At 65.2% G+C, this 25,004-nt stretch carries 24 protein-coding genes; 13 read left to right on the top strand and 11 right to left on the bottom strand.

Going from position 1 to position 25,004, the window contains the following annotated elements; translation table 11 throughout:
* Positions 1-74: 74 nt before the first annotated feature.
* Together QI450_RS14105 and QI450_RS14100 are read right to left on the bottom strand one after the other, a co-directional pair.
* Positions 75-947 (bottom strand): hypothetical protein, encoded by an 873-nt coding sequence (locus QI450_RS14105; protein WP_226775426.1) that lies wholly within the window; start codon positions 945-947, stop codon positions 75-77.
* A complete protein-coding gene (locus QI450_RS14100) occupies positions 944-1,408 on the bottom strand; it encodes a universal stress protein (protein WP_226775427.1) in 465 nt (154 codons plus the stop codon). The genes QI450_RS14105 and QI450_RS14100 overlap by 4 nt, the downstream gene beginning before the upstream one ends.
* A gap of 190 nt (positions 1,409-1,598) precedes the next feature.
* Between QI450_RS14100 and QI450_RS14095 the strand changes: the two genes are divergently transcribed.
* Both QI450_RS14095 and QI450_RS14090 read left to right on the top strand, forming a co-directional pair.
* Complete coding sequence (locus tag QI450_RS14095; protein ID WP_226775428.1) at positions 1,599-2,471, top strand: NAD(P)-dependent oxidoreductase; 873 nt, start codon at positions 1,599-1,601, stop codon at positions 2,469-2,471.
* Between the two features lie 37 nt (positions 2,472-2,508).
* On the top strand, positions 2,509-3,540 hold the full coding sequence (locus QI450_RS14090; RefSeq protein ID WP_226775429.1) for an aldo/keto reductase: 1,032 nt from the start codon (positions 2,509-2,511) through the stop codon (positions 3,538-3,540).
* Positions 3,541-3,567: 27 nt separating this feature from the next.
* Here QI450_RS14090 and QI450_RS14085 read toward each other — a convergent pair whose 3' ends face one another.
* Positions 3,568-4,362 (bottom strand): FCD domain-containing protein, encoded by a 795-nt coding sequence (locus tag QI450_RS14085; protein WP_226775430.1) that lies wholly within the window; start codon positions 4,360-4,362, stop codon positions 3,568-3,570.
* Positions 4,363-4,503: 141 nt separating this feature from the next.
* Here QI450_RS14085 and QI450_RS14080 point away from each other — a divergent pair, with 141 nt between their 5' ends.
* From QI450_RS14080 to QI450_RS14045, 8 genes are all read left to right on the top strand, one after another.
* Entirely contained in the window at positions 4,504-5,799 is a 1,296-nt protein-coding gene (locus QI450_RS14080) for a sugar ABC transporter substrate-binding protein (RefSeq protein ID WP_226775431.1), read from the top strand.
* 114 nt (positions 5,800-5,913) lie between these two features.
* On the top strand, positions 5,914-6,867 hold the full coding sequence (locus QI450_RS14075) for a sugar ABC transporter permease (RefSeq protein ID WP_226775432.1): 954 nt from the start codon (positions 5,914-5,916) through the stop codon (positions 6,865-6,867).
* Positions 6,864-7,745 (top strand): carbohydrate ABC transporter permease, encoded by an 882-nt coding sequence (locus tag QI450_RS14070; RefSeq protein WP_226775433.1) that lies wholly within the window; start codon positions 6,864-6,866, stop codon positions 7,743-7,745. Before QI450_RS14075 ends, QI450_RS14070 begins: the two co-directional genes overlap by 4 nt.
* A 7-nt stretch (positions 7,746-7,752) precedes the next feature.
* The gene (gene dgoD / locus QI450_RS14065) at positions 7,753-8,901 is read left to right on the top strand and encodes a galactonate dehydratase (protein ID WP_226775434.1); all 1,149 of its coding nucleotides are present in this window, start codon (positions 7,753-7,755) and stop codon (positions 8,899-8,901) included.
* Between the two features lie 5 nt (positions 8,902-8,906).
* Positions 8,907-9,593 (top strand): bifunctional 4-hydroxy-2-oxoglutarate aldolase/2-dehydro-3-deoxy-phosphogluconate aldolase, encoded by a 687-nt coding sequence (locus QI450_RS14060; RefSeq protein WP_226775435.1) that lies wholly within the window; start codon positions 8,907-8,909, stop codon positions 9,591-9,593.
* Positions 9,590-10,579, top strand: a complete 990-nt coding sequence (locus tag QI450_RS14055) for a sugar kinase (protein ID WP_226775436.1) — start codon at positions 9,590-9,592, stop codon at positions 10,577-10,579. Before QI450_RS14060 ends, QI450_RS14055 begins: the two co-directional genes overlap by 4 nt.
* 59 nt (positions 10,580-10,638) lie before the next feature.
* Positions 10,639-11,868: a D-mannonate dehydratase ManD gene (gene manD, locus QI450_RS14050; RefSeq protein WP_226775437.1), complete on the top strand. Its 1,230-nt coding sequence runs from the start codon at positions 10,639-10,641 to the stop codon at positions 11,866-11,868.
* A 68-nt stretch (positions 11,869-11,936) separates the two neighbouring features.
* Positions 11,937-12,773, top strand: a complete 837-nt coding sequence (locus tag QI450_RS14045; RefSeq protein ID WP_226775438.1) for a hypothetical protein — start codon at positions 11,937-11,939, stop codon at positions 12,771-12,773.
* Between the two features lie 48 nt (positions 12,774-12,821).
* Here the strand turns inward: QI450_RS14045 and QI450_RS14040 are convergent, their stop codons facing one another.
* From QI450_RS14040 to QI450_RS14030, 3 genes are read right to left on the bottom strand one after another with little or no spacing between them, the layout of a single operon-like run.
* On the bottom strand, positions 12,822-13,766 hold the full coding sequence (locus QI450_RS14040; protein WP_226775439.1) for an acetamidase/formamidase family protein: 945 nt from the start codon (positions 13,764-13,766) through the stop codon (positions 12,822-12,824).
* Complete coding sequence (locus QI450_RS14035) at positions 13,763-15,196, bottom strand: APC family permease (RefSeq protein WP_226775440.1); 1,434 nt, start codon at positions 15,194-15,196, stop codon at positions 13,763-13,765. Before QI450_RS14035 ends, QI450_RS14040 begins: the two co-directional genes overlap by 4 nt.
* A gap of 36 nt (positions 15,197-15,232) precedes the next feature.
* Positions 15,233-16,144, bottom strand: a complete 912-nt coding sequence (locus QI450_RS14030) for a proline iminopeptidase-family hydrolase (RefSeq protein ID WP_226775441.1) — start codon at positions 16,142-16,144, stop codon at positions 15,233-15,235.
* 89 nt (positions 16,145-16,233) lie between these two features.
* Between QI450_RS14030 and QI450_RS14025 the strand changes: the two genes are divergently transcribed.
* On the top strand, positions 16,234-17,004 hold the full coding sequence (locus QI450_RS14025; RefSeq protein WP_226775442.1) for a GntR family transcriptional regulator: 771 nt from the start codon (positions 16,234-16,236) through the stop codon (positions 17,002-17,004).
* Positions 17,005-17,054: 50 nt separating this feature from the next.
* Here the strand turns inward: QI450_RS14025 and QI450_RS14020 are convergent, their stop codons facing one another.
* The 4 genes from QI450_RS14020 to QI450_RS14005 all read right to left on the bottom strand — a co-directional run bounded on the left by QI450_RS14020 (position 17,055) and on the right by QI450_RS14005 (position 21,452).
* The gene (locus QI450_RS14020; RefSeq protein WP_226775443.1) at positions 17,055-17,264 is read right to left on the bottom strand and encodes a hypothetical protein; all 210 of its coding nucleotides are present in this window, start codon (positions 17,262-17,264) and stop codon (positions 17,055-17,057) included.
* 108 nt (positions 17,265-17,372) lie between these two features.
* Complete coding sequence (locus QI450_RS14015; RefSeq protein WP_282468033.1) at positions 17,373-18,500, bottom strand: cyclase family protein; 1,128 nt, start codon at positions 18,498-18,500, stop codon at positions 17,373-17,375.
* 17 nt (positions 18,501-18,517) lie between these two features.
* Positions 18,518-20,191, bottom strand: coding sequence for a cytosine permease (locus tag QI450_RS14010; protein ID WP_226775444.1), 1,674 nt, complete (start codon positions 20,189-20,191; stop codon positions 18,518-18,520).
* A gap of 163 nt (positions 20,192-20,354) precedes the next feature.
* Entirely contained in the window at positions 20,355-21,452 is a 1,098-nt protein-coding gene (locus QI450_RS14005; RefSeq protein ID WP_226775445.1) for a DNA alkylation repair protein, read from the bottom strand.
* 121 nt (positions 21,453-21,573) lie between these two features.
* On the opposite strand from QI450_RS14005, the gene QI450_RS14000 reads away from it, so the two are divergent.
* Entirely contained in the window at positions 21,574-22,356 is a 783-nt protein-coding gene (locus QI450_RS14000; RefSeq protein ID WP_226775446.1) for a phosphatase PAP2 family protein, read from the top strand.
* A 111-nt stretch (positions 22,357-22,467) separates the two neighbouring features.
* Positions 22,468-23,952, top strand: coding sequence for a family 1 glycosylhydrolase (locus QI450_RS13995; protein WP_226775447.1), 1,485 nt, complete (start codon positions 22,468-22,470; stop codon positions 23,950-23,952).
* Here the strand turns inward: QI450_RS13995 and QI450_RS13990 are convergent.
* Entirely contained in the window at positions 23,949-24,917 is a 969-nt protein-coding gene (locus QI450_RS13990; protein WP_226775448.1) for a phosphatase domain-containing protein, read from the bottom strand. The two genes, QI450_RS13995 and QI450_RS13990, sit on opposite strands and share 4 nt — an antisense overlap.
* Positions 24,918-25,004: the final 87 nt, after the last annotated feature.

Below are 25,004 nucleotides of genomic sequence, written 5' to 3'. Positions count from 1 at the left end.
GCGATTGCGGAGGTGACGAGGAGCACCAGCAAGGGGACGCTCCACCGCCGGAATCTCCAGCCGGGCCACCGCTGCTAACCTTCAGGGCCGGAAACTGTGCCGGCGCCGGTATGCTGCCCGACGGGGCGGCTGCCCCGGTTGCGCCTGCCGACGCCGCCGGGATTCAGCTCGAGTTTCCACAGGTGCAGCACTCCCAGTACCAGGAACAGGGCAGACAACAGCACCGAGGACCAGAGGGACGCCGCCGACACTGGGAGCTTAAACAGCGGTTTGAACAGCTCCCCCAGGGCCAGGGAGAAAATGAGCGTGAAGCCGAGCAGGAACAGCGCGGGCATAAAGACCAGACCCGGCCAGCGGCCGCGGAACGTCAGGACGGCGAGGATCAGGAACGCGGGCATGATGAAGCACAGGTCAAGGACGAACACGGAATAGAGTGAATCGATCTGCTCGCGGGTGCGCATCAGCGGCAGCAGCATGGCAATCCACAGCGGATAAAAGATCAGCGGCTGCAGGAGCGCGCCCGTGGCGGAAAGCCTGCGGATGCCCGCAGGCACACGGACCCGCTTTGGCCCCTCCGCCCTGACCTCATTTGCGGTGTAGAGCACCCCCCAGAAAGACAACGCAAAGATGGCGAGATACACGAGGTAAAAGCCGTTGTAGGTCCGCTCGATGGAGTAGATGCCGTAGGCGTAGAACAGGTAGCCCAAGATTCCCAGAGCCACGAGCCGCGCCTTGGTCTGCTCCCGACGCACTGTCAGCGCCAGGACGATCAGGGCGATGCCCGCAACACCTGACATCAGGTCCTGCGATACGGCGCCGGGAAGCAGGTCCGCTGCCACGACGCCCCGGTAGATGTCCGGGAAGACCAGCCCGGCCACCGCGGCAGTGACGGTCAGCAAGCCAATGACCATCCAGAGTGCCCGGACCGGCCACTGGCTGTGGTTCATCTTCCCGCCTGGTCCTTGTCCGGGTCCTGACCGACCACCAGCACCGGGCAATGGGCATGGGCCGCGCAGGCGCCGCTGACTGATCCCATCACCTGTGCAAGGAAGCCACCGCGGCCGCGGCGGCCGACCACCAGGAGCTGGGCGTTCCGGCTCTCCGCCACGAGGACCTTGGCCGGGGCGCCGAACTTCACGGTCCGGCTCAGGCCTTCCGGCAGGTCGGTGCCAAAGGCACGCTCCAGGGCTTCGTCAACGAGCCGCTTGGCCGTCTCTTCGAGTTGGGTGGTCGTAGGGGAGCTCTCTTCGGGCAGGTGGGATGCCAGAAAGAGATCCGAGGTGCCCAGGCAGGTCACGACCGCCAAGGGCGCATCCAGGCCCCTGGCCATACGGCCGGCGAGCCGGAGCGCCGCCGTCGAGAAATCCGAACCGTCCACGCCCACGACTACGCGCTGATCACCGTTCATGGCCCCAGCCTGCTCCCGGTCTGGCGGAGTGCCTAGGGCCGAAAGTCACGGCGGCCCTGCTGGCGGTCCGTGGCCGGGCAGGTGAGGGGGACTGGATCTTCCTAGGACGCACAGGGCCTGCCACGGGGGCTGGGCAGCACTCTTTACCGCCTTTAGGGTGGAGTGACGAAGACCACCAGAGGAGATCTTGATGCGAGTTGCTGTTACCGGAGGAAGCGGAAAACTGGGACGGAGCGTAGTCCGGAGACTGAGCGAGGACGGTCATGAGGTGACCAGCCTGGACCGGGTCGGTGCCCGCGGCCGGGACTTCACCGAGGTGGACCTGCGCAACTATGGTCAGGTCGTGGATGTTTTCCTGGGCCTGGAGGACCGTCACGCCGGCTTCGACGCGGTGGTGCACCTGGCCGCCATCCCGGCTCCCGGACTCGCCCCCGACGCGGCGACGTTCGAGAACAACATGCAGTCCAGCTACAACGTGTTCCAAGCAGCCCGCCGGGCCGGGATCAAGAAAATTGTTTACGCCTCCAGCGAGACGGTATTGGGTTTGCCGTTCGACGTCGACCCTCCCTATATCCCGGTGGACGAGGAATACCCGGCGCGGCCCGAGAGTACCTACTCCTTGGTCAAGCACCTCGAAGAGCAGATGGCCATCCAGCTGACCCGCTGGGACCCGGAGCTGAGCATCACGGGCCTGCGGTTCTCCAACGTGATGGACCCGGAGGACTACGAGGAGTTTCCTTCGTTCGACCACGATGCGTCCCTGCGCAAGTGGAATCTTTGGGGTTACATTGACGGCCGGGACGGTGCGCAGGCCGTGGCGCGCGCCCTGGAGCACGGCAAGCCCGGGTTCGAGGCGTTTATCATCGCCAACGAGGACACCGTGATGGGCCGCTCCAGTGCCAGCCTCGCCGCGGAAGTGTTCCCGGACGTCACGGTGGTCAAGGAACTCGGCGAACACGAAACCATGCTCTCGATCGAGAAGGCCAAGCGGCTCCTGGGTTACGCCCCTGAGCACAGCTGGCGCGATTACCACCCCGAGCGGACCACCCCCACCGAAGACTGAATCAGCTGCATTCATTCACTTTCCACTAAGGAGTTCCATGAAATACCGCACCCTGGGCGGCAGCGGCGCCGTCGTCTCCACCTACGCGCTGGGCACCATGACCTTTGGCGCCGAGGCCACAGAGGAGCAGTCACGCACGATCCTTGACGACTACTTCGCGGCCGGCGGAAACTTCATTGACACCGCGGACGTCTACAGCTCCGGGGTCTCTGAGGAGATTGTGGGACGGTGGCTCGCGGACCGGACCGAGGTCCGGGACCGGGCCGTCGTGGCCACCAAGGGCCGGTTTCCGATGGGGGCCGCCCCCAACGACGTCGGGACCTCCCGGCGCCACCTCACCCAGGCACTAGATGCTTCGCTGCGCCGGCTCGGCGTGGAGCAGATCGACCTATACCAGCTGCATGCCTGGGATCCGATCACTCCGTTGGAGGAGACCTTAAGGTTCCTGCACGACGCCGTCAGCAGCGGCAAGATAGCCTACTACGGGTTCTCGAACTTCCTTGGCTGGCAGCTGACGAAGGCAGTGCATCTGGCGAAGGCCCTTGGCTTCAGCGCCCCGGTGACGCTGCAGCCGCAGTACAGCCTGCTGGTCCGTGAGATCGAGTCCGAGATCGTTCCTGCTTCGCTCGACGCCGGGATCGGCCTGCTGCCGTGGTCCCCGCTGGGCGGCGGCTGGCTCTCGGGCAAATACAAGAAGGACGAGCCGCCCGCGGGTGCCACCCGGCTGGGCGAAAATCCGGAACGGGGCATGGAGGCCTGGAAGGCCAGGAACGCGGACCCTCGCACCTGGGAAATCGTGGAGGCAGTGCATGAGATCGCCGGCCGGCACGAGGCCAGTGCCGCCCAGGTGGCCTTGGCCTGGCTGGCGGACCAGCCGGCCGTGACGTCGGTGATCCTGGGCGCCCGCAGCACCAAACAGCTTGCCGACAACCTCGCGGCGGCCGACCTGCGGCTGACTGAGGGCGAACTGATGCGCCTCAGCGAGGTGAGCCGCCCGCGCGTCGGAGTCTACCCGTACGGGCCGATGGCACAGGAACAGCGGAGCCGGAAGATCGAGGGCGGCCGCTAGCGTCAACGACGCGGGGTCACCGCGGGCCTATCCCACCACCGGGGATGAGCCCTCGGTGGCCCCGCGTTGTGTTGCGGGGGCCGGTGCCGGGCCGGCAGGCTGCTGGTTGCTGGACCAGATGTAACTCATTTCCTCGGAGGACTGCTCCACGATTCGGCTCATAGCCGCGTGAGCGACGTCCGCCTCGCCGCGCTGAATGGCGCTGGCTACGTCCACATGCAGCTGCAGGGCCTCGTGCTGCGGCAGATGTGGCATCAGTCCATGCTGGGTGCGGCCGGTCAAAACCTCCGTGACAAGGTTGTGCAGCTGGGAAAACATCGGATTCCCGGAGGCTCGAAGTACTGCCGCGTGAAATTCGATGTCCAGGCGCAGGAACTCGTCCTGGTCTCCCTGCTGGCCCGCGGCCCAGAGCCGGGCCGCTTCGGAAACCAGGTCGCTGCCGGTATCCCAGGAGGCGCGTTCGGCGGCCAGCCGGGCAGCATGTGGTTCGATGGCGCCGCGCAGTTCGTTCAGCGCCTGCAACTGCTCCAGCCGCTTGGAGGAGGCCAGCCGCCACCGGATCACCTGCGGATCGTAAGCGTTCCAGGACTCTTCCGGCTGGACTACAGTCCCCAGCCGCCGCCGCGATTCCAGCATCCCCTTGGAGGAAAGGACCCGCGTGGCTTCCCGAACCACCGAGCGGGACACCCCGTACTGGGCCTCAAGTTCGTCCAGGCGCAGGATCGAGTGTGGCACCAGGGTCCCCTCGGCAATGGCAAGTCCCAGATTCTGGACCAGCACGGAATGCAGGTCGGCCGGGAACTCCGCCTTTGGGGTTTTCATAAATAAATCATACCGATAAGGCGCAAGGGGTTGTTTAAGTCTGCTTTATTTCCCTAAGATCGCTTCCAGAGCAGATGTAAAGATGCATTTGCGGCCGGCTGGACAGTGACGCCCAGCCCTAAATGAACCAAGGGAGTCGTAATGAAGCGACGTTCGATCATGCAGTACGCGGCTGTCGCAGCTGCGCTGTCTCTGGGCCTCACCGCCTGTGGCGGAGCCAGCGGCAGCAGCGATGCCAAAGCGTCCGGCACCGTCCGGGTGACCCTCGCGAACCACGTCTGGACCGAAGGCATCAAGGCGGCGATTCCGGAATTCGAGAAGTCCAGCGGCCTCAAAGTTGAGCTGACCCAGCTCGGCGAAGACCAGCTTTCAGACCAGTACAACGTCAAGCTCAACGCCGGCAGCGACGAGATCGACGTTATGATGTACCGCCCCCTGCAGGAGGGCAAGGCGTTCGCGAAGAACGGTTACCTCGCCGACCTGACGTCCAAGGTCTCCGCGGACGCCAGCTGGGACTGGAAGGACTACCAGGAGGGCCCGGTCAAGGCCACTACAGCCGACGGCAAGGTCGTCGGCGTCCCGATTATCACCGAACGCGAAGTGCTCTACTACCGCAAGGACCTGCTGCAGGCCGCCGGCCTTGAGGTGCCCAAGACCATGGAAGAGCTCGAAGCGGCCGCCAAGGCCATCAAAGCCGCCACACCGGACACGGCAGGTTTTGTCGCCCGGACCGGCAAGTCCGCGGCCGTCACCCAGTTCTCCAGCTTCCTGTACAGCTTCGGCGGCGACTTCACGGATGCCAGCGGCAAATCCGCCATCAACTCCGACGCTGCCAAAAAGGCCTATGAGTACTACGGCGGCCTGATCAAGAACTACGGCCCGGCCAACGTCAGCACCGATATGAGCTGGCCCGAAGCGATGGCCATCTTCACCCAGGGCAAGGCCGCGTTCTACACCGAGGCCGACTCCCTGTACAAGAACGCCACCGACCCGGCCAAGTCCAAGGTTTCCGACACGGTCGGTTTTGCTGCGCTGCCCGCAGGCCCTGCCGGTTCCAAGCCGTACAACATCCCGTCGTGGGGCCTTGCCGTGAACCAGGCTTCAAGCAATCAGGACAACGCCTGGAAGTTCATCCAGTGGGCCACGAGCAAGGAACGCACCCTGGCCGCGCAGAAGGCCGGCGTTCCCGGACCCCGCAGTTCGGTCTGGGCCGACCCGGCCGGAACGTCCACGTACCCGAAGGATCTGGCCGAGGCTATCTCCGCGAGCGCCAAGAACGGCGTCGGCCACGACCGGCCCGAGGTCATCACGGTAGGCAAGGCCCGCGAAATTGTCGGCGGGCCGATTGTCTCCTCCATCACCGGAGCCGACGTCCCCGCTGCGGCCGATGCCGCCAACGACGACTTCCAGAAATTCCTGGATACCGAAAAGAAGTAGCACACCGGGGCGCATCTCGTACTGGTCGCCCTGCACAGCACCGGCGGAACGGCGGTCCGCTGCCGTTCCGCCGGTGCCAGCTTCTCACTTCACCCCCAACTCCTTAGGTGAACCATGTCTGTACTGAACCCTCCCCGCAGCGCACCGGCCCGCAGCGCCGGCCGCCCGCCGGGTCCGCGCGCGAACTTTTCCGCCTGGGCCAACCGGCACCGCAAGTGGCTCTTCGCGGCCCCCGCCATGATCTTCGTCGGCGTCCTGATCGTTTTCCCCCTGGCCTGGACGCTGTTCCTGAGCCTGACCGACTCCCAGGGATCCGTCCGCGCAGCCTCTGAGTTCATTGGCCTGCAGAACTACATCACGGTCCTCTCCGACGTCGACCGGTTCTGGCCCGCCGTCGGCCGCACCATGTCCTTCACCGGAGTGGCCCTGGCCTGCGAAGTGGTTCTGGGCATGTGCATCGCGTTGCTGCTGTGGCGGCCGTTCCGCGGCGAAAAGTGGGTCCGGGTGGCCATTCTCCTGCCGCTCGTCGCAACCCCGGTGGCGGTCGGCATGATGTGGCGGTTGATCTTCGATCCCAACATCGGCTTCGCCAACCAGCTTCTCGGACTGATCGGCATTCCGGCCCAGCCTTGGCTCTCCGGCCAGGACACGGCCCTTGGCACCACGATCTTTATGGACGTGTGGCAGTGGACCCCCATGGTGGTGCTGATCCTTCTCGCCGGCCTGACCTCGCTGTCCGAGGAACCCGATGAGGCCGCCAGGATGGACGGCGCCAACGCCTTCCAGCGCTTCTTTTACATCACCCTTCCGCTGATGTTGCCGACGGTGATCGTCGCCATCCTGCTGCGCGGCATCGACGCCCTCAAGACCTTCGACATCCTCTATGCCACCAAAGGCAAAGGCGGCGGTTCATTCCACGAGGTAGAGACCCTGAACGTCTACGCCTACGGGCTGAGCTTCGATTACAACCAGTACGGCCTCTCCTCCGCGGTGTTGATCCTGTTCTTTATGATCATCATCGGCACCATGTGGCTGCTCACCATGCGCAAGAAGGCGGCAAACAAATGACCGTACAGACCGAATCCAAAATCCCCGCCGCGCGGCCTGCCCCGGCTCCGCGCCGCCGGAAAGCCCGCGGCCCCCGCGCCTACAAGGTCTTCCGCGTGGTCGCCCTCGTGGCGGTGGTGTTGTTCCTGGTCGCGCCGCTGTTCTGGATGCTGCTGGCCTCATTCAAGACCAACGTGGACATCTACGACACGGGGAAGTCCTTCTTTTTCACCCCGACCACCGAGAACTACGCGAACGTGCTGGAGCGGAACAACTACTTCGTCTTTATCATCAACAGCTTCTGGGTGGCCTTCGTTTCCACCGCCTTCTCGCTGGTGCTCGGCGTCCCTGCCGCCTATGCCATGAGCCGCTTCACGATGCACCGTTCGGCCCTGGTGGTCCTGATGGCCCGCGTGATTCCGGGCGTCTCCCTGCTGGTGCCCTGGTACTACGTCTTCTCCAACCTGAAGATGGTGGGCGGATTTGAAGTGCTGATTCTGAGCCACATGTTCGTCGCGCTCCCGCTGATCGTCTACATCATGATGAGCTACTTCGATTCCCTTCCGCTGGAACTCGAGGAATCGGCCCAGGTGGACGGGCTCACCCCGATCGGAGCTTTCCGCCGCATCACCTTGCCGCTCTCCGTGGCCGGCATGGCTACTGCAGGGATCCTGTCCTTCATCTTTTCGTGGAACAACTTTATGTTTGCCCTCGTACTGTCCGGGTCCAAAACCAAGACGCTCCCGGTCGCGATCTTCGACTTCGTCTCTTACGCCTCGATCGATTGGGGCGGGCTGATGGCGGCCGCCATGGTGGTCACGATCCCGATCATGGTCATTGCCTTGTTCACGCAGAAATACATCGTCTCCGGCATGACCGCCGGCGCGACCAAAGGGTAGCGGGCACATGACACTCATCAACAGGATTGAAACCTTCCTGGTCGCGCCGCGCTGGCTGTTCGTCCGGATCGAGACTGAGTCCGGGATCGTCGGCTGGGGCGAGGCCAGCTGCGAGGGCCGCAGCGAAACGGTCCGCACCGCCGTCGACCAGCTCTCCGAGCTGCTGATCGGCAACGATGCGCTCCGGATCGAAGACCACTGGCAGGTCATGACGAAAGGTTCCTTCTACCGTGGCGGACCCATCCTCGCCAGTGCTGTGTCCGGGCTGGACCAGGCCCTGTGGGATATCGCCGGCAAGCACTTCAACACACCGGTGCACCAGCTCCTGGGCGGCCACGTCCGCGACCGGATCCGGATGTACGGCTGGGTGGGTGGTGACGAGCCCAACGAGGTGGCCGACCAGATCAGCGCGCAGCTGGAGGTCGGTCTCACCGCCGTCAAGATGAATGCCAGCGGCCGGATGAGCCCCATTGCCTCGGTGGCGGAGCTCGACGGCGTTGTCCGCCGGGTTGCCGCCGCCCGCGAGGTCCTCGGGGACCACCGCGATGTCGCTGTCGACTTCCACGGCCGCTTCAGCCTGGCCAACGCCCGGCGGGTGGCGCCGCTGCTGGAACCGTACCGGCCGTTTTTCCTGGAGGAACCGGTGGTTCCGGAGAATACCCACCTGCTGCGCGAATTCACCTCGTCGACGACGACGCCGGTCTCCACCGGAGAGCGGCTCTACAGCCGGCAGGAATTCCTGCCCGCGCTGCAGGCGGGCATCGCCGTGGCCCAGCCGGACCTCTCGCACGCGGGCGGCATCACCGAGGTCCGCAAGATTGCCTCGCTCGCCGAAATCTTCGAGGTCCAGCTGGCCCCGCACTGCCCGCTCGGTCCGCTGGCCTTGGCCGCCTGCCTGCAGGTGGGCTTCGCCACGCCCAACTTCCTGATCCAGGAACAAAGCATCGGAATCCACTACAACCAGGGCGCCGAAGTCCTGGACTATGTCCTGGACAAATCCCCGCTTAAATTCGTGGACGGGCACATCGAACGCTTGACCGGCCCGGGCCTCGGGATCGAAATCGACGAGGCAGTGGTCCGCGCCGCGGACAAACGCGGCCACGCCTGGCGCGGACCCGTCTGGCGCCACCCCGACGGAGCCTTCGCAGAATGGTGAACAACATGACCGTGAACCCCAGCAATGTCCTGACCTCCCAGAGCCTGCTGGCCGGAATCCAGGAAACCAGGCTCGTCGCCATTGTGCGCGGCACTGACGGCCGCGCCGCGGCAGCGGCGGCGCTGGCGGCCATGGAAGAGGGCTTCCGTTACGTCGAAATTGCCCTGACCACACCGGACGCGCTCGAGGCGATCAGCGCAGTCCGCGCCGCCGCGCCGGCAGGCTGCTTCGTTGGGGCCGGCACCGTGTTGACCGCGCAGGAAGTGGATGACGTGGCGGCGGCCGGTGGCCAGTTCACTGTGACCCCGGCGCTGGCCGAGTCCATCGCCGTCTCCGCGGCCCGGGGCATCCCAGTCCTGGCCGGGGCACTGACCCCGACCGAGGCCTACGAGGCCATGACCCGGGGAGCCACAGCCGTGAAGCTTTTTCCCGCCTCCATCGGCGGACCGGGCTACCTCAAAGCCCTGCGGGACCCGTTTCCCGGCATCCCGTTTATCGCCGTCGGCGGGGTGGGGCTGGAGCAGGCGTCCGGCTACTGGCAGGCGGGCGCCGTCGCCGTTGGCCTGGGCGGACCGCTCTTCGGTGACACCGGTTCAGGCGGCGAGCTGGCGCCGATGCGGGCGCGGGCCCGGGACTTTGTGGCGCTGGCCGCCGACTATGGGCTGCGCAGCACCGCGAAGGGTCCGCAGTGAGCGCTGAAGCCGGGCTGCCGGCCGTTGATTTGCTGACTTTTGGTGAATCGATGGTGTCGCTGCGCTCCGCCGGACCGCTGTCCGCTGGCGGAACCCTCGGCATGCACGTCGCCGGGGCGGAGTCGAATGTGGCCGTCGGCGCCGCACGGCTCGGCCACCGGGTGGCCTGGGCCGGCGTGCTCGGCGCCGACCCGCATGGTGAGTTCATCCTCCGGCAGTTGCGCAGCGAGGGCATCGGGGTGCACTACCGGGAGCACGGCAGCCGCGGCACCGGGGTGATGTTCCTCGAACAACGCACCGCCGACGTCAGCCGGGCCTTTTACTACCGCACCGGTTCCGCCGGATCCACGCTCTGCCGGGCCGACGTCGACGCGGCCCTCCGGACCGGTACCCGGGTCCTGCACCTCACCGGGATCACCGCAGCCCTCAGCCCGGAGGCACGGCAGGCCGTCGAGTATGCGGCCGCCCGGGCCGCCGGCGAAGGCCTGGAGGTGTCCCTCGACGTCAACTACCGGGGCAAGCTCTGGTCCCGGGAAGAGGCGCGCGCAGTCCTCACCCCGCTGGCCCGGCACGCCACCATCCTGATCGCATCCGACGATGAACTCGGCCTGGTCGCCTCCGGCCATGGGTATTCCGGCGCGGCCGACGACGCCGAAGCGGCGATGGCCGCGGAACTGCTGGCCCGGGGCGTGCGGGAGGTTGTGGTCAAGCGGGGCGCGGCCGGTGCCGGGGTCCACACCGCGGCGGGCCGCTGGGAAACGCCCGCCGTGCAGGTCACCAGCATCGACACGGTGGGAGCCGGTGACGCTTTCACTGCGGGGTACCTCTCCGCCCTGCTCGACGGCGAGGACGTCGCCGGCCGCCTGCGGCGCGGCGCCCTGACGGGCGCCTTCGCGGTCAGCACTGCCGGCGACTGGGAAGGCCTGCCCTACCGGGGCGAACTGGAACTGTTGGGGACCGCACCCAGCGGAACGACTCAACGCTAGGGCCGGCACCGCCGCCTCAACCCCCAACGTCAAACCGACTCAGAAAGCCTGGACCCACTGTGAAAATCATTGCCGCTGAAGTCTTTGTGACCAGCCCGTCCCGTAACTTCGTCACGTTGCGGATCACCACGGAGGACGGTGTGACCGGGATTGGGGATGCGACCCTGAACGGCCGCGAGCTCGCGGTGGCCGCATACCTGAAGGAACACGTTGCGCAGCTGCTGATCGGCAAGGACCCGCACCGGATCGAGGACACCTGGCAGTTCCTGTACCGGTCCTCGTACTGGCGGCGCGGTCCGGTGACGATGGCGGCGATCGCGGCGGTGGACATGGCGTTGTGGGATATCAAGGGCAAGCTCGCCGGGATGCCGGTCTACCAGCTGCTCGGCGGGGCGTCCCGTCACGGGCTGCGCGCCTACGGGCATGCCTCCGGGGCGGACCTGCCCGCGTTGTTTGATTCGGTCCGGGAACATCTGGAGCTGGGTTACAAGTCGGTGCGGATCCAGACCGCGGTGCCAGGGATCAAGGCCGTGTACGGCGTAGCGGCGCAGGCACAAGCCTCGGGGGAGCGGTATGACTATGAGCCTGCCGGTCGCGGGGCGTTCCCGGCGGAGGAGGACTGGGACACCCGAGCGTACCTGCGGCACCTGCCGACGGTGTTCGAAGCGGTGCGGAATGAATTCGGGCCGGAGCTGCCGCTGCTGCACGACGGGCACCACCGGATGACCCCGATCCAGGCCGCGAAACTGGGCAAGGCGCTGGAGCCCTATGACTTGTTCTGGCTGGAGGACTGCACCCCGGCCGAGAACCAGGAGGCCTTGCGCCTTGTCCGTTCCCACACCACAACGCCGCTGGCGATCGGGGAAATCTTCAATACCGTCTTTGACTTCCAGACGCTGATCAAGGAACAGCTGATCGACTATGTCCGGGCCGCCTCGACGCACTTCGGCGGGATCTCGCCACTGAAGAAGGTGATGGATTTCGCCGCGCAGTACCAGATCAAGTCCGGTTTCCACGGGCCGACGGATATTTCCCCGGTGGGTTTCGCCGCGCAGCTGCATGTGGGCCTGGCGATCCACAACTACGGCATCCAGGAATACATGCAGCACTCGGACAAAACGAACGAGGTCTTCGAACAATCCATGACCTTCGTGGACGGGTACCTGCACCCCGGCGACACGCCCGGCATCGGCGTGGAGTTCAATGAGGAAGCCGCCGCGGCCTACCCCTACCAGCAGGCCTACCTGCCCTACAACCGCCTCGTCGACGGAACGGTCCACGACTGGTAATCGTGGGTCCGACGGATACGCCGGTCTCCTGTAGTGTCGTGGCAACTACTGTATGGGGGTGCGGTTAGATGTCACAGTTGACGTTCCGCTGGTCCCGTCGATTGTGGATCCTGGCGGCACTCTTCGCTGTTGCCGGGATAGTCGCGGTTCCCGCTGCCACCATCCTGCAGCACATGTTCGAGAGCGCCATCGGGCGGACGACAGTGGACGCAGGGGCCGACGGTGCTGAGCGCACCGTCTACTGGCGTGAGTACCCCGGTGTCGCCGGCGTCGATTCCCGGCAGATCCTGGACGGCCCCACACCGCAGGAGGGCTTCGACGCGGGGCAGGCCATGGTTGCCGAGATCAGGGCCGCCCTGTCGGAGGAATTCCAGCTTGAATGGTCCCCTGCGGGCGACGAAGCCGGCGGCAGTCCGTTTCAGCGGCCGATCGAGAATAACTACGGAGGCCAATCACTCCTTACTAACGTGAACGGTCCCGAATCCCAGAGCACCACAGTGCCGCAGGCGTGGGAAGAAAAGCAGCGGGCAATTGGCATCATCGGGGAGGTCAGTGGCCGGTACGGCTATGGGACGCCGACAACCAACGCCCTGGAGGGCTGGTCTGCAGCGGACCGGACCCGGGACCTTGGCGGTCTGACCCCGGAGGAGCAGGTTATTGTTTCCGGGGTGGCGCTTGGGCGGGCAGGTCAGTGGCTGTCCTTCAGGTTTCAGGACCTTTCAAAGGACACCAGCGGCACCTTCAAGGAACGGCTCCAGCAGCCCGAAGGATCGCCGTGGCAGCTCAATACGCTGGCGCTGGGGTACGGGGCCAACGGCCTTTTGGCAGCGGAGGACCGCGCCGAATTTGAATCCCGGCTTGAGCCCTTTCGGAGGCTTACCCCGCCTGAGCCGCTGGGAAGCTGAGCCTGCCGGGGCGAGGCGGCAGGCTCAGCCATTTTGAGCGGCTCCAGTTCAGGACTGTGGCGTCAGCACACTCTTGGGCAGGCGGTGCACCGTGACTGCCCCCACGGGGGTGAACGGGTGGAGCGGGTCCGGCGCCGATGATCCCGTCGGTCCGCCGAGACGGGAGTCGCCGACTGCACTGAGCACGGCGTAGGCGTCTTCCCGCTCCCAGCCGTGGTCCTTGACGAGGAAGTGGAACATGTCTTCGTAGCCGCGGGTGATGCTTTCCTGGACTGGGTTGCCCAGGCCGACGAAGATCCATTCCTCACCGGTCTCGATCCGGGGGGCGCGGAGGTTCATGTCTTTTGCCAGCTCAATGCTGATCACGGCTGTTCCCTCGGCCTCGATGGCCACGAATGACGACTCGCCTTCGGCCATCAGGGCATGGATGTCTCCGATCGAGAGGTACGCGCCTTCCACCATGACCGGCAGATACACCTTCGAGCCTGGCCGGCACCCGGTGAGGTCCATGTTCCCGCCGCCGGCGAAGCTTGGCATGACTGTGGAGTTTTCCCCCTCTGCCGGTGCTGTGCCGATGCAGCCGATCATCGGCCGGGCATCGAAGACGTGCCGGTCGGTTACGTGCACTCCGTCAGCGTCGATCGGGATCCGCCTGGTGAACATCTCTCGGCCCATCACGTGGCGCAGTGCCCCCGTTCCCGGCAGGCTGACGGACCAGCCGCAGTCGTTGAGCAGGATCTCGTGAATCGTGACGATCAGGGCGTCGCCCGGCTCCGCTCCGTCCACGAAGACCGGTCCGGTGACGGGATTGATGCCAACGGTGAGCCGGTCAAGGTCGTGATGAACGTGCAGTTCCGCGTAGACGGCGTCGCTGGTCTCGAACGCGATCCGTTCACCGGTTCCGGGGGCGATTCGCAGCGCAGGTTCTTCCCTTCCGGAGAACGAGAACTTCCCTTGGGATTTGTCGAGGAAATGTTCAGCGCTGGCGGTCATCGCTGGGACTCCGTTGCGCTCATGGACAACTCCGGCGCGCCGTTGTTCTCTTCGCTGAGGTCAGGTGTCCGGCCGGTGTATTTGTAGTATGCGAAGACTCCGGCTCCTACTGCGAGCCAGATGGCGCCGCCGATTTTTGCCTCCGGAGCCGCGTTGAGCAGCACATAGCCAATGATCAGGAAGCCCAGGACCGGCACCAGAAGATGGAGCACATAGTTTTTCGACTTCTGATGCACGATGTAGTGAAAAATGACCGACAGGTGCAGGAGCATAAAACCGAAAAGTGCGCCGAAGTTCACCAGCGCGGAGATGACGTCAATCTGTCCCACAAAGAACAAGACGAGGACCGCCGAGATGGCGGACACCAGGATGATGGCGTTGCGGGGAACCTGCCGGCTGTCAATCCGGGACAGGAACCGGGGCAGTTGACGGTCGCGGCTCATCGAGTACAGCAGCCGCGAGGTGGCGGCCTGTGCGGCCATGGCGTTCGCCACTCCGATAGCGAGGACGTTCACCACAAAGAACGCCGTCATCCAGCCGCTGTTCGAGGCGGCCGCGACGATCGTAAAGAAGGCATTGCCGACCTCGTCATCGTTGAATGATTCCCGGCCGCCTGCCAGGGCGCTGGCCAGCCAGGTCTGCAGGATGAACAGGAACGCCACCAGGAACAGCGCCATGATCATGGCCCGTCCGGCAGCGTTGCGGCCGCCGGTGGCTTCCTCAGACATGGTGGAAATGCCGTCAAACCCGAGGAAACTCAAGACCGCTATGGACAGGGCCGAGGCGATCAGCGGACCCGTCACCTTGGTTGCGTCCCAGATCGGGTTCATGGTCAGTTCGGCGCCCGGAACAGCGTTTGTGGCCAGGGCATTAACGGCGATCACGACGAAAATGACGACAAAGATGAGTTCAATTGCCAGGAAGATGCGGTTCATCCGTTTGATCGAGCTGATGCCGAGCAGATTAACGACGGTGTTGACCGCCACAAAGATCAGCGCCCATAGCCAGCGCGGGGAGTCAGGAAAGATGCCCACCATCGACTCGGCAGCAAAAACGTACAGGAGCGTCGGGACGAGGAGATAGTCCAGCAGGATTGCCCACCCGGCAAAAAACCCGGCGGTGGGATGTAGCCCGCGCCCCACGTAGGAGAACACCGAACCGGCGAGCGGGATGGACTTGGCCATCTGCTGATAGGCAAGGGCAGTGAAGATCATGGCGATAAGTCCAATAGCGTAAACCAGCGGGACCATACCGCCGGCCGCGTTATAGACAACGCCGAAAATAGCCCACGGGGCGATCGGGACCATAAAAACGAGTCCATAGACGAGCAAGTCAGCGGTGGACACCGACCGTTTCAGTTCCTGCTTGTAGCCGAACGCTTCGAGCTGCTGTTGGGCGCTGAGTTCAGGGGAGCTGGATGAATTTGCCATCGGGTACTTTCTGGGAGGGGAGTGGCGGAGGCGGTGCTAGGAGTGGCGAGGCTGATCATGGCGGGCCAGGTGGGCGGCGATTACTCGCTGGAATTCCTCGGGTTGTTCCAGATGGGTGCAGTGGCTTGCCCCGGGGAAGACGTGGCTGTCCACCTTCGGAATATTGGTGATGAATGGGGCCCATGTGGCAGGGGTTGCTTCGTCGAATTCACCGGCGACAATCAGCGTTGGGGCCCTCACAAGGTGCAACCGGTCGATGACGCTCCAGTCGCGGAGCGTTCCGATGACGTGGAACTCATTGGGGCCGTTCATGGTGTGGTAGACCGTCGGTTCGGCTTCCATTTGAGCCACGCTTTGCTCAAAATCGGCGGGAAGCGGCGAGATGCGGCAGACGTGGCGCTCGTAGAAGGCCATGGTCGCCGCCAAATATTCCGGGGAAGTCAACGTGCCCGCCTTCTCGTGGAGAGCCAGCGCATCCCGGACCTCGCGGGGCAGGTCCTTCCTGAGCTCCGCGGCGGCCTTCGCCCATAGCTCCATCGAAGCCGGCGAATTGCAGATGGAAAGACTTGCCAGGCCCGAGGGCTGCCGCACCGCGATTTCGGCACCCAGCATGCCGCCCCAGGACTGCCCCAACAGGTGGAAGCTGCCGATGCGGAAGTACTCCAGCAGGTTGTGGAACTCGTCAACAAAGAGTTCCGGTACCCAAAAACCGTCGTGCGCATCTGGTAGGTGCGAACTGTTTCCGCAGCCGAGCTGGTCGTAGAGGATGACTGTGCGCCCGGTGGCCGTTAACGCCTCAAGGTTCTTGAGGTAGTTGTGCGCCATGCCCGGTCCGCCGTGAAGCACGATGAGCGGAAGCGCGCCGGGTACGGGAAGATCAGGGGCGAAGACTGCTGTCCAGGTCTCCCATTGGCCGAAGGGAACCCGGTGGGTTGTGAGGCTTGTCACGTGCGATCCTTTGGTCGGGCGTGAGCATTATCCTTGCGCATAAATGGTCTAATTCCAAGACCTTTTAGAAATATGTATAGGTTTGTCCCATGGCCAAGAGCAAAGATGACGGTCCCGAAAGGACGCTGGACACACCTCTGGCCGCGTCGTCCCGGGCGGATGAAATTACCGACCGGCTCATCACGGCGATCGCCGTCGGGGAGTATCTGCCGGGCGCGCGCCTGCCGTCAGAACGCGACCTCGCGGAGTCGCTCCACGTTGGAAGAATGACGGTCCGGACCGCAATCGGACGACTCGTTGACCAGGGCCTGCTCGCCACCCAACGCGGCCGCGCAGGGGGATCCTTTGTTCGGGAACAGTGGACTGATGCGTCGAACGCGTCAGTACAAAGGACACTCACGTCTCGCTGGGAATCGCTGCGTGACACGTGCGAAGCCATGGTCCAGCTCCACGGAGCGATCGCCCGGGCCGCGGCTGAAAACAGAAATGCGGCTGATGCGGCGGTCCTGCGCGAACGACTTGACGCTTACCGTGCCGCCGAGTCGGGCCGCGCCTCGCAAAAGGCGGACGCTCGGCTCCATCTGGCTATAGCGGAGGCCTCCCACAACCTGACGCTGACCCGCATCCTCCTGGAACTTGAGGCCCAGATCGGGCTCGGCGCACCAGCCCACCTTTGGGGTTTCCCCGAGGGAATGCAGGAAATGGAGCTCCGGGCGCTAGCCGATCATGAGCGGCTGGTGGAGGCCATCTGCGGGCAGCGCCCGGCAGAGGCAGCGACCATCGGCGTGATGCACGCGCGGATCGATATTGAACTGCTGGAGGCGGCGCTGACGAGGGCCGGAGCTGAGGCGGGAAGCTGAGCGTCGGGTTGCCGTCCGCAACTGGAGCGGACGGCAACCCTGCGCCAGGACTAGTGAATGATTTCCCGGGTCATGCCGAAAGGGACCAGGTCGGACAGCTCCGCCGTGTAGTGGCCGGGCTTGTGCCGGGTGATCAGGATGCCCTGGGTCCCGGTGGCCATCGCGATCTGCTGCAGTCCGAGGACGGCGGCGTTAAGGCGCTCGTCCAGGATGTGGCGGTTCTCGACCTGGATCTCAATGGAGTCGGTGGTGGTGATCATTGCACTGTCTTTCGTGTGTACTTCTCGTTGGCCCCAATGATTGAAAGGACAGTAACGTCATACTTGTGGGCGCGTCAAATCCCCGCGCGCCGGTGTTGGTGCCCGTGATCACGCGGGGAACAGTGAAAGGTGCTCGTGGACACAGTGGATGCTGCCGTCCTCTGAGCGGTGGAAAACGATGGTTTCCCGTTCGTCGCTGGCAAAGCGTCCTCCCGTGTGATCGGTCTGGACGGTAGTGGCCACGCGATGCGAAAACACTGCTGTGGCTCCCAGCAGCTGAATGTTCTGCTCGGTGCTGCGGCACTCCAATACCCGCCAGCCGGATTCGAGCCAACTGTGCCAGAGGTCCCGGTAGGCGGACCGGGAGGAAGGACTTTCCGCTTCCGGGTGGAAGATGAAGGTCGCGTCGGCGCTGAAGGCGGCGAAGTAGGCGTCGGTGTCGCAGGCTGCAAACGCTGCGACAAGGCGATCCGCTGCGTCCTGGACCTCCGTGCGGCTGAGGTCCCGGCCGCCGGGCAGCTGCGGCGCCGGTGGCGCGGCAGCCAGCGGCCGTGCCACGGCGCGGATCGGGGCGCCGTCCGCGCCGGGAATGCTGAGCGGAAAGAGGAAGACCTCGACGGCGGCGCCGGCCTCGAGGGTGCTCTGGACCTGTTCGAGCCCGGTGAGGTTTTCCACAATGATGCAGCCGTTCCCGGCCAGGATGTTGTGGGCCGGAAACCCGTGGTCGGCTGCCCCAGTATCGTGGCCGGCGTGCGGGGTGCGATCCACGCTCAGGGCATCGAGGCCCACTGCCCGATAGCCGCGGTCGATGATCAGCTGCGCCGCGGCGGCGTCCAGCCAGGGGTGCTCCAGGTACTCTGCAGTTCCCCAGGCCCCGGCGAACCCGGTCCGCAGCAGCAGGATCCATTGCGGACCGCCGTCGTCGGGTTCGCCGTCGCCCGGTTCGTCGTTGTTCGCCGGGGCGATGCCCGCGAGGTGCGCCGCGGTAATGGGTGCGCCGCGATCCACACCGCGGAGATCCACCAGTTCAGCGGCGCCGCTGAAGAGGCCCAGCGGCAGCTCGTCCAGGGCTTCCCACTCGTCACTGACGTGCCGGGGTGCATCTGCGTGGGTTCCGGAGTGGGTTCCGATGGCGAGCGAGAGGACATTTGCGCCGTCTGCGTCAACGGTCAGCGCACTTTCAATCCGGACGTCAGGGTCGCCCGGGTAGACGGGCATCCCGGTGCGCAGGGGCACGCTAAGATCCATCCAGGTCATGACCCGGCCACCAGTTCCGGCTCACGGCCACTGCGCTGGTGCGGCACGGTTGCATCGATGCCGCCAGCGCCGCCGGTACCGTCGGCACCGTCGTCGAAAGCGGCCGGAACGATGTTCCCGTCTGCGTCCAGCACCGGCCGGACCGCGGTGTCCTTCGAGGGGATCCAGCGGGGCCCGGCGGCCGGGAACACCTCGCGCGGTTCCGGGAAGATCCACAGCATGCCGAGGTAGAGGACGGCGGCGAGCGCCAGCGATGCCGGCAGGCTGATGTCAACGCCGCCCGCCAGGTTGCCCAGCGGCCCCTGGAACTGGCCGGGCATGTTGACCATGCTCAGGCCGACCGCGGCGCTGACAAGCCAGGCACCCATGCCGCGTGGGTTCCACCCGTGGTTGAACCAATACCGGCCGCCGGTCTGGCGGCGGTTGAAGACCTGGAGGGCGTCTGCGTCGTACCAGCCGCGGCGGGTGATGAAGCCGATGATCATAACGACCATCCAGGGAGCGGTGCACGTGACGATCAGGGTGGCGAAGGTCGAGATGCTCTGGACCAGGTTGAAGGCGAAGCGGCCGACGAAGATGAAGACGATGGCCAGGACGCCGATGAACAGGGTGGCCTGCACCCGGTTGAAGCGCGGGAAGACGCTGCTGAAGTCCAGGCCGGTTCCGTAGAGGGAGGTGGCGCCGGTGGACATGCCGCCGATGAGGGCGATGGCGCAGAGCGGCACAAAGTACCAGGCCGGGGAGACTGCCAGTAGTCCGCCGACGTAATTCGGAGCCGCCGGGTCCATGAACTCCGGTGCCTTGGCGGCAATGATGGAGGCTGTCGCGAGCCCGAAGACAAACGGCACCAGGGTGGCCAGCTGCGCGAGGAGCGCGGCCCCCATCACCCGGCGTTTGGGTGTGTCGGTGGGGATGTAACGTGCCCAGTCTCCCAGGAAGGCACCGAAGGAGATCGGGTTGGACATCACGATCAGTGCTGCGCCGATGAAGGCGGGGATGAAGCCCGCGATGCCGACGCCGTCGAACCCGGTTCCGAAGGCGCCCTCGAAGTTCAGGTTGAGGTCGCCGGCGAAGGCGATGAAACCAACGACGAAGAGCAGCGTGGCCGCGGTGACGGCAATCTTGTTGACGAGCAACATGAACTTAAACCCATAGACGCAGACGGCGAGCACCAGCACACCGAAGACCCCGTACGCGACGGCGAAGGAACCCATCTCCTGCGGGAGGCCAACCAGTCGGTTCAAGCCGCCCACCAGGGCATCGCCGGAACTCCAGACGGAGATCGAAAAGAATGCCATGGCTGTCAGGAGTGAGAGGAATGATCCAACCACCCGGCCGTGAACCCCCAGATGGGCGGAGGAGGACACAGCGTTGTTGGTTCCGTTGGTAGGCCCGAAGACAGCCATCGGCGCCAGCAGGAGGGCACCGATCACCAGCCCCGTGACTGTTGCGGCGAGGCCCTGCCAGAAGGAGAGTCCAAACAGAATGGGGAACGCACCCAGGAACGCTGTCGCGAAGGTGTTGGCACCGCCGAACGACACCCTGAACAGGTCAAGGGGGCTTGCGTTGCGGTCCTTCTCCGGAATCCGCTCAATGCCGTAGGTTTCCACTTCGGTGACTTTGCCCCGGGTTTGTCTCCTGCGGGCGGCGGTGTGCTGTGCCTCGGACATGGTGTTCTCCATCCAGCGTAAATTCCTGCGTGAGTTGCTCAATAAGCATCACAAGTTGCTGATTAAGCTACAAGTGATGATTAAACTACAGTGTGAAGCGGCTCACAGCAAGGACCGGCCGGCATCTGTCGAAAACCTGCGGCTGGCGCAGGCGGCCGTGCTGCTACGCCAGCAGAGTGAATCCGGCCGACGGAAAGCGGACCCCGTTCACCTGCAGCTGCAGTAAGTGGTCCCCGGAATGGTGGACCCTGGTGGTCATCTGGCGGAAGGCGTGACGCTTTGAGAAGGTCCGGGACTCGCCTGGCCCGAGGACGGCAGTTCCGAGCTTAAAGACTTTCCCGGCGAGGGATCCATTGGCCTTGGCGTAGTGCACCACGTAATCGACGGCGAGCCGGGCTTCCGCGGTCCCGGTGTTGGCGAGCTCGAAGGCAAAGCCGAGTTCGCCGGGAAGTTCGACGACGGTGCGGTCCAGGCGCAGCGGTGTCACCGCGAGCGAGGCAGGCGCAAACCCCAACAGCTCGAGCGCCCCGGGATGGGCCTTCTTCACGAGGGTTCGCAGTCCATGGCGGACCACCCTGGAGGTGTCCGCGTCGGGTGCGGCCATCCATCGGCGGGCGGTGGCAACTACCTCCTCGGGGGCGTGCCGGGCCAGATCGTTCAGGTGGTTGGCTACCGAGCGACGGACGTCCTCGACCGGGTCCCGGTAGAGGGATTCGAGGATTGGCAAGGTGGCGGCGGGGTGCTCGATGATCGCCGGAACGCGCACTGCCCAGGGCAGGTAGGCCCGGGTGCCTTCGGTGGCGAGGCGTCGGACGTGCCAATCCGGGTGCGAGGTCCAGGTCTGAATGACGGGCAGTGCCCGCTCCAGGTCGGCGGCAAGAAGCCGCCGGATCGCGAATTCGCTGCTGAGCCGCGGAGTCAGCTCGGCAAGCAGGGCCAGGCAGTCCGCGAAATCGCCCGGGCCCGTCCTGGCCAGGGCGAGGGTGGCCGCTGTCTCGCCCACGGGCCAGATCATCCAGCCGGTGAAGTCCGGCTCCGCGAGTGCCCGGCGGAAGATGGCCGCCGTTGCCTGGTAGCCGCCGGGCAGGTCGGTGAGCAGCGCGCGGCTGAGGTGATCGGTGCGTTCGCGCAGGCTCAGTTCGTCGAGGTGCCCGGCTGCTTCGGCCAGGCGGGGGAGGCGGATGGCCGGGCCGGCCGCGGCGAGGATGCGCTCCAGCGAGCCGACCACGCTGTTGTTGATTAGTTCATTCATGGCGCCCATCGCTTTAGGCTACCGGCGACCGGGCCGGCGGGTCCCCAGCGCAGTTAAACGGAGGAGAACCCGGAGTCGGGATATTCTGCACGGACGGAATGTCCACGAACAGTGCAGGGCGGATGCAGGAATGTCAAAGGAAATCACGGGAAAGTCGCCCGGACGGTGGCGGGTCTTCCACGACAAATTTGTGGTCGAAGAACGCTACCTGAGCGTGCAGGACCGACAAAGCCTCTATCGGACCGCCGTCGGCCTCGTAGTGTGTGGCGCCGTGCTGTTCGCCGCAATCCTTGCCGGTGTCCTCCTTCATGGCGGCCTCACGGCGGGCGACGAACCTGTCCGGTCCGGGCTCGTGGCCCTCCGCTCCGAACCACTTACAACGATCATGATCATCCTCGCTGTCATCTTCGGCCCCGTTGCCCTGCCGGTCATCGTCCTGGTGGTGACGGTGGCCTGGGGGCTGTTCGCCAAGCACGCCTGGCGCCCGATGCTCCTTGCCGGCGCCATGCTCACCGGCGTGATCCTTGCCCAGATCATCGGGCGCATTGTCGAACGACAGCGCCCGCCCGTAGACCTGATGCTCTTCGGCGCCGACTTCACGTTTTCCTTCCCGTCCGGGCACGTTCTCGGCGCCTGCGACTTCCTCCTTGTCAGCACCTTTTTGATCTTCTCCCGCCGACCCGGCCGTGCAGGCGCCGGATGGGGCTTTATCCTGGCCGGCGTCGGGATCTTCTTTGCCGCGATCAGCAGGCTCTATCTGGGCTATCACTGGTTGACTGACGCGCTGGCCTCGCTCTCCATCTCGTTGGTGGTCCTCGGCGGGGTGATCGCCCTGGACACCTGGCGCACTGCCCGCGTTCACGGGGAACCCGTCACCGGAACGCTTTCCAAAACCGACACCAGCCAGGGTTGACTCCGGACCGCTGCCGCGTCGTCCGGGGCACTGAGCCGAAGCCCGTGGCGCGGCGATTCGGAGCGGCGTAAAATCAGTCAACTGCCTGAAACGACAAAGAGGAACCGGCCGATGAATGCTTCCGCCAAGGGCTTGGCCGCCCTGCTGCCGCCGCGCTTCACCCTCGGAGTGGCGACCGCGGCTTTCCAGATCGAAGGCGCCCTGGATGAGGACGGTCGCGGCCCCTCGGGCTGGGACGTGTTCGCCGCCAAGCCCGGATCGATCGTGGAGGACCACAGCCCCGCGATAGCCTGCGACCACTACCACCGGATGCCGGAAGACGTGGCCCTGATGAAGGAGCTCGGGATCGATTCATATCGGTTCTCCTTGTCCTGGTCACGCGTCCAGCCCGGCGGAAGTGGCCCGGTCAACCCGGCAGGCCTCGCCTTCTACGACCGGTTGATTGACCTGCTGCTGGCCAACGGGATCGCACCGATGGCCACGCTGTATCACTGGGATACGCCGCTGGAGCTCGATGACGCCGGCGGCTGGATGAACCGCGACACGGCCTACCGGCTGGGAGACTTTGCCGCGATCGCGGCGGCCGCCTACGGGGACCGGGTGTCCCGTTGGGTAACCGTCAACGAGCCGGCCACCGTCAGTACCAACGGCTACATGCTGGGGCTGCACGCTCCCGGGGAAGCCCTGATGCTAAAGGCGCTGCCCAGCGTCCACCACCAGTTGTTGGGCCATGGCTTGGCGCTCCAGGCACTCCGGGCAGCCAAGGTGCCGGGCGAGATCGGGATCACGAACGTCTATTCGCCGATGGTGCCTGCATCTATCAACCCGCTGGACAAGATCGGCGCCGGGCTGATGGACATGGCCCAGAACCGGCTCTACGCGGACCCCGTGCTGCTGGGCAAGTACCCCGACGCCGTTCGGACCGCCGCATTCTTCTCCTCCTTCGACCCGTCCAGCGAAGACATGGCGTTGATCTCGCAGCCGCTGGACTTTTACGGGCTCAACTACTACATGCCCACCCGGGTGGCGGCCGGACCGGGCGATGGCGCAGTGCCCAAGGGGATGGCGGAGGCGATGGGGGATGACCTGGGCGGCTCGGCGTCCGGCTCCCCGTTCCACATCACATCGTTCCCGGACACCGAGACCACCGCCTACGGGTGGCCCATCAAACCGGAATACATGGGAGTCGCGCTCGCGGAAATGGCCAGGCGATACCCCGACCTTCCGCCGGTCTTCATCACCGAGGGCGGGGCAAGCTTTGAAGACCTCGAAATCCGGGACCCGGAGGGACGGCTCGTCATCCCGGACGAACGCCGCGTGTGCTACCTGGCGGACCACATTGCGGCTGCCATTGAGGCGACGTCTCCCGGCGGTGCGGCGGAGTCGATCGACCTGCGTGGGTACTACGTGTGGTCGCTGATGGACAACTTCGAATGGTCCGGCGGGTTTAAGCAGCAGTTCGGGCTGCTGCACGTGGACAGCGGGACCCAGACGCGCACAAAGAAGGCATCGTACTACTGGCTCCAGGAAGTGCTCTCGGCCCGGAACAGGGCCGCCAGCCCGGTGGTTCCCGGCGCGGAGGCAGTGCCGGCTTAGAGAATGCCCAGGTCCTGCAGGCCCTTCGCCATGCCGGCACCGTCCGGGGAGTAGATCCACGGAACCTTGGAACCGGTATGGTCCCCGGTGTTCGAATGGCCGCCGGCGAAGACGGCCTCGCTGGCGGAGAGCTGGCGGACGCCGATGGCGGCCACACACTCGCCGTGCTGCCGGGCGAAGTGCGAATAGATCGCTTCGTCGTGCTGCCCGTTGTCGCCGAAGAGCAACCAGCGCAGGTTCGGAAATTCCTGGGCCAGCTGTTCAAGGTTGCAGCGTTTGTGCTCGGGGCCGCTGCGGAACCATCGGTCGTGGGTGAGGCCCCAGTCCGTGAGCAGCAGGGCACCGGAAGGGTACATGTTCCTGGTGATGAACCGCGCCAGCGTGGGGGCCGCGTTCCATGGCCCGGTAGAGAGGTAAATCACCGGAGCGTCCGGGTGCTCCAACGTGAGCCTATCCATCAGCACCGCCATGCCCGGTGTCGCCATCCGGGCGCGTTCATTGAGCACAAAGGTGTTCCAAAGCGCGAGGAACGGCCGGGGGAGCGCGGTGACCATAATGGTGTCATCGATGTCGGATACGATTCCAAGCTTGGTATCCGGGGAAATGACGAAGATCTTCGCTGTGGCCGGCTCGGTCCCTTCGGCGCGCAGCACGGCAGTGTGCCACCCCGGGGCCAACTCCACCTGCACCACGGTATCCACCAGCCCGCCGCGATCCGCCTGCACGCGGGCAGTCACCCCGCCGATCTCGATCTCCACCGTGGAATACTGCACCGGCACGGAGGTAAACGCCCGCCAGCCGCGGATGTTCTGGTTTCCGTTCCGGGCAGCCTGTGCCGCCCGGCTCCCGGGGTTGAGCGTGCTGGTCAGGACCACCCGGCCGAGCACCCGGACCCAGCTCGTCGACCCGTAGCCTTGGTAGGCGACCGTCTTGGGGGCAAAATTCCAGCGCCGGGCAGTCTTCAATCGCAGACTGTTGAAAGTGTCTGAGACCGTGTGCGCCAAGCGAAAAACCCTGGTGCCGGAGACCTGTTGCCGCCCGGAGGTGTGGTG

Origin of the sequence: Arthrobacter sp. EM1 (genome assembly GCF_029964055.1) — a bacterium.
GTDB lineage: Bacteria > Actinomycetota > Actinomycetes > Actinomycetales > Micrococcaceae > Arthrobacter.
The sequence above is the reverse complement of the archived record's forward strand: the minus strand, read 5'-3'. Positions and strand labels throughout refer to the sequence as shown.

Excerpts from the sequence above, each read along its gene's own strand:
- QI450_RS14020 (WP_226775443.1), bottom strand. The coding sequence starts at position 17,264 with ATGATCACCACCACCGACTCCATTGAGATCCAGGTCGAGAACCGCCAC.
- dgoD (WP_226775434.1), top strand. The coding sequence starts at position 7,753 with ATGACACTCATCAACAGGATTGAAACCTTCCTGGTCGCGCCGCGCTGG.
- QI450_RS14095 (WP_226775428.1), top strand. The coding sequence starts at position 1,599 with ATGCGAGTTGCTGTTACCGGAGGAAGCGGAAAACTGGGACGGAGCGTA.
- QI450_RS13995 (WP_226775447.1), top strand. The coding sequence starts at position 22,468 with ATGAATGCTTCCGCCAAGGGCTTGGCCGCCCTGCTGCCGCCGCGCTTC.
- QI450_RS14010 (WP_226775444.1), bottom strand. The coding sequence starts at position 20,191 with ATGTCCGAGGCACAGCACACCGCCGCCCGCAGGAGACAAACCCGGGGC.
- QI450_RS14070 (WP_226775433.1), top strand. The coding sequence starts at position 6,864 with ATGACCGTACAGACCGAATCCAAAATCCCCGCCGCGCGGCCTGCCCCG.
- QI450_RS14005 (WP_226775445.1), bottom strand. The coding sequence starts at position 21,452 with ATGGGCGCCATGAATGAACTAATCAACAACAGCGTGGTCGGCTCGCTG.
- QI450_RS14075 (WP_226775432.1), top strand. The coding sequence starts at position 5,914 with ATGTCTGTACTGAACCCTCCCCGCAGCGCACCGGCCCGCAGCGCCGGC.
- QI450_RS14035 (WP_226775440.1), bottom strand. The coding sequence starts at position 15,196 with ATGGCAAATTCATCCAGCTCCCCTGAACTCAGCGCCCAACAGCAGCTC.
- QI450_RS14040 (WP_226775439.1), bottom strand. The coding sequence starts at position 13,766 with ATGACCGCCAGCGCTGAACATTTCCTCGACAAATCCCAAGGGAAGTTC.
- QI450_RS14090 (WP_226775429.1), top strand. The coding sequence starts at position 2,509 with ATGAAATACCGCACCCTGGGCGGCAGCGGCGCCGTCGTCTCCACCTAC.
- QI450_RS14105 (WP_226775426.1), bottom strand. The coding sequence starts at position 947 with ATGAACCACAGCCAGTGGCCGGTCCGGGCACTCTGGATGGTCATTGGC.
- QI450_RS14080 (WP_226775431.1), top strand. The coding sequence starts at position 4,504 with ATGAAGCGACGTTCGATCATGCAGTACGCGGCTGTCGCAGCTGCGCTG.
- QI450_RS14000 (WP_226775446.1), top strand. The coding sequence starts at position 21,574 with ATGTCAAAGGAAATCACGGGAAAGTCGCCCGGACGGTGGCGGGTCTTC.
- QI450_RS14025 (WP_226775442.1), top strand. The coding sequence starts at position 16,234 with ATGGCCAAGAGCAAAGATGACGGTCCCGAAAGGACGCTGGACACACCT.
- QI450_RS14045 (WP_226775438.1), top strand. The coding sequence starts at position 11,937 with ATGTCACAGTTGACGTTCCGCTGGTCCCGTCGATTGTGGATCCTGGCG.
- QI450_RS14060 (WP_226775435.1), top strand. The coding sequence starts at position 8,907 with ATGACCGTGAACCCCAGCAATGTCCTGACCTCCCAGAGCCTGCTGGCC.
- QI450_RS14100 (WP_226775427.1), bottom strand. The coding sequence starts at position 1,408 with ATGAACGGTGATCAGCGCGTAGTCGTGGGCGTGGACGGTTCGGATTTC.
- QI450_RS14085 (WP_226775430.1), bottom strand. The coding sequence starts at position 4,362 with ATGAAAACCCCAAAGGCGGAGTTCCCGGCCGACCTGCATTCCGTGCTG.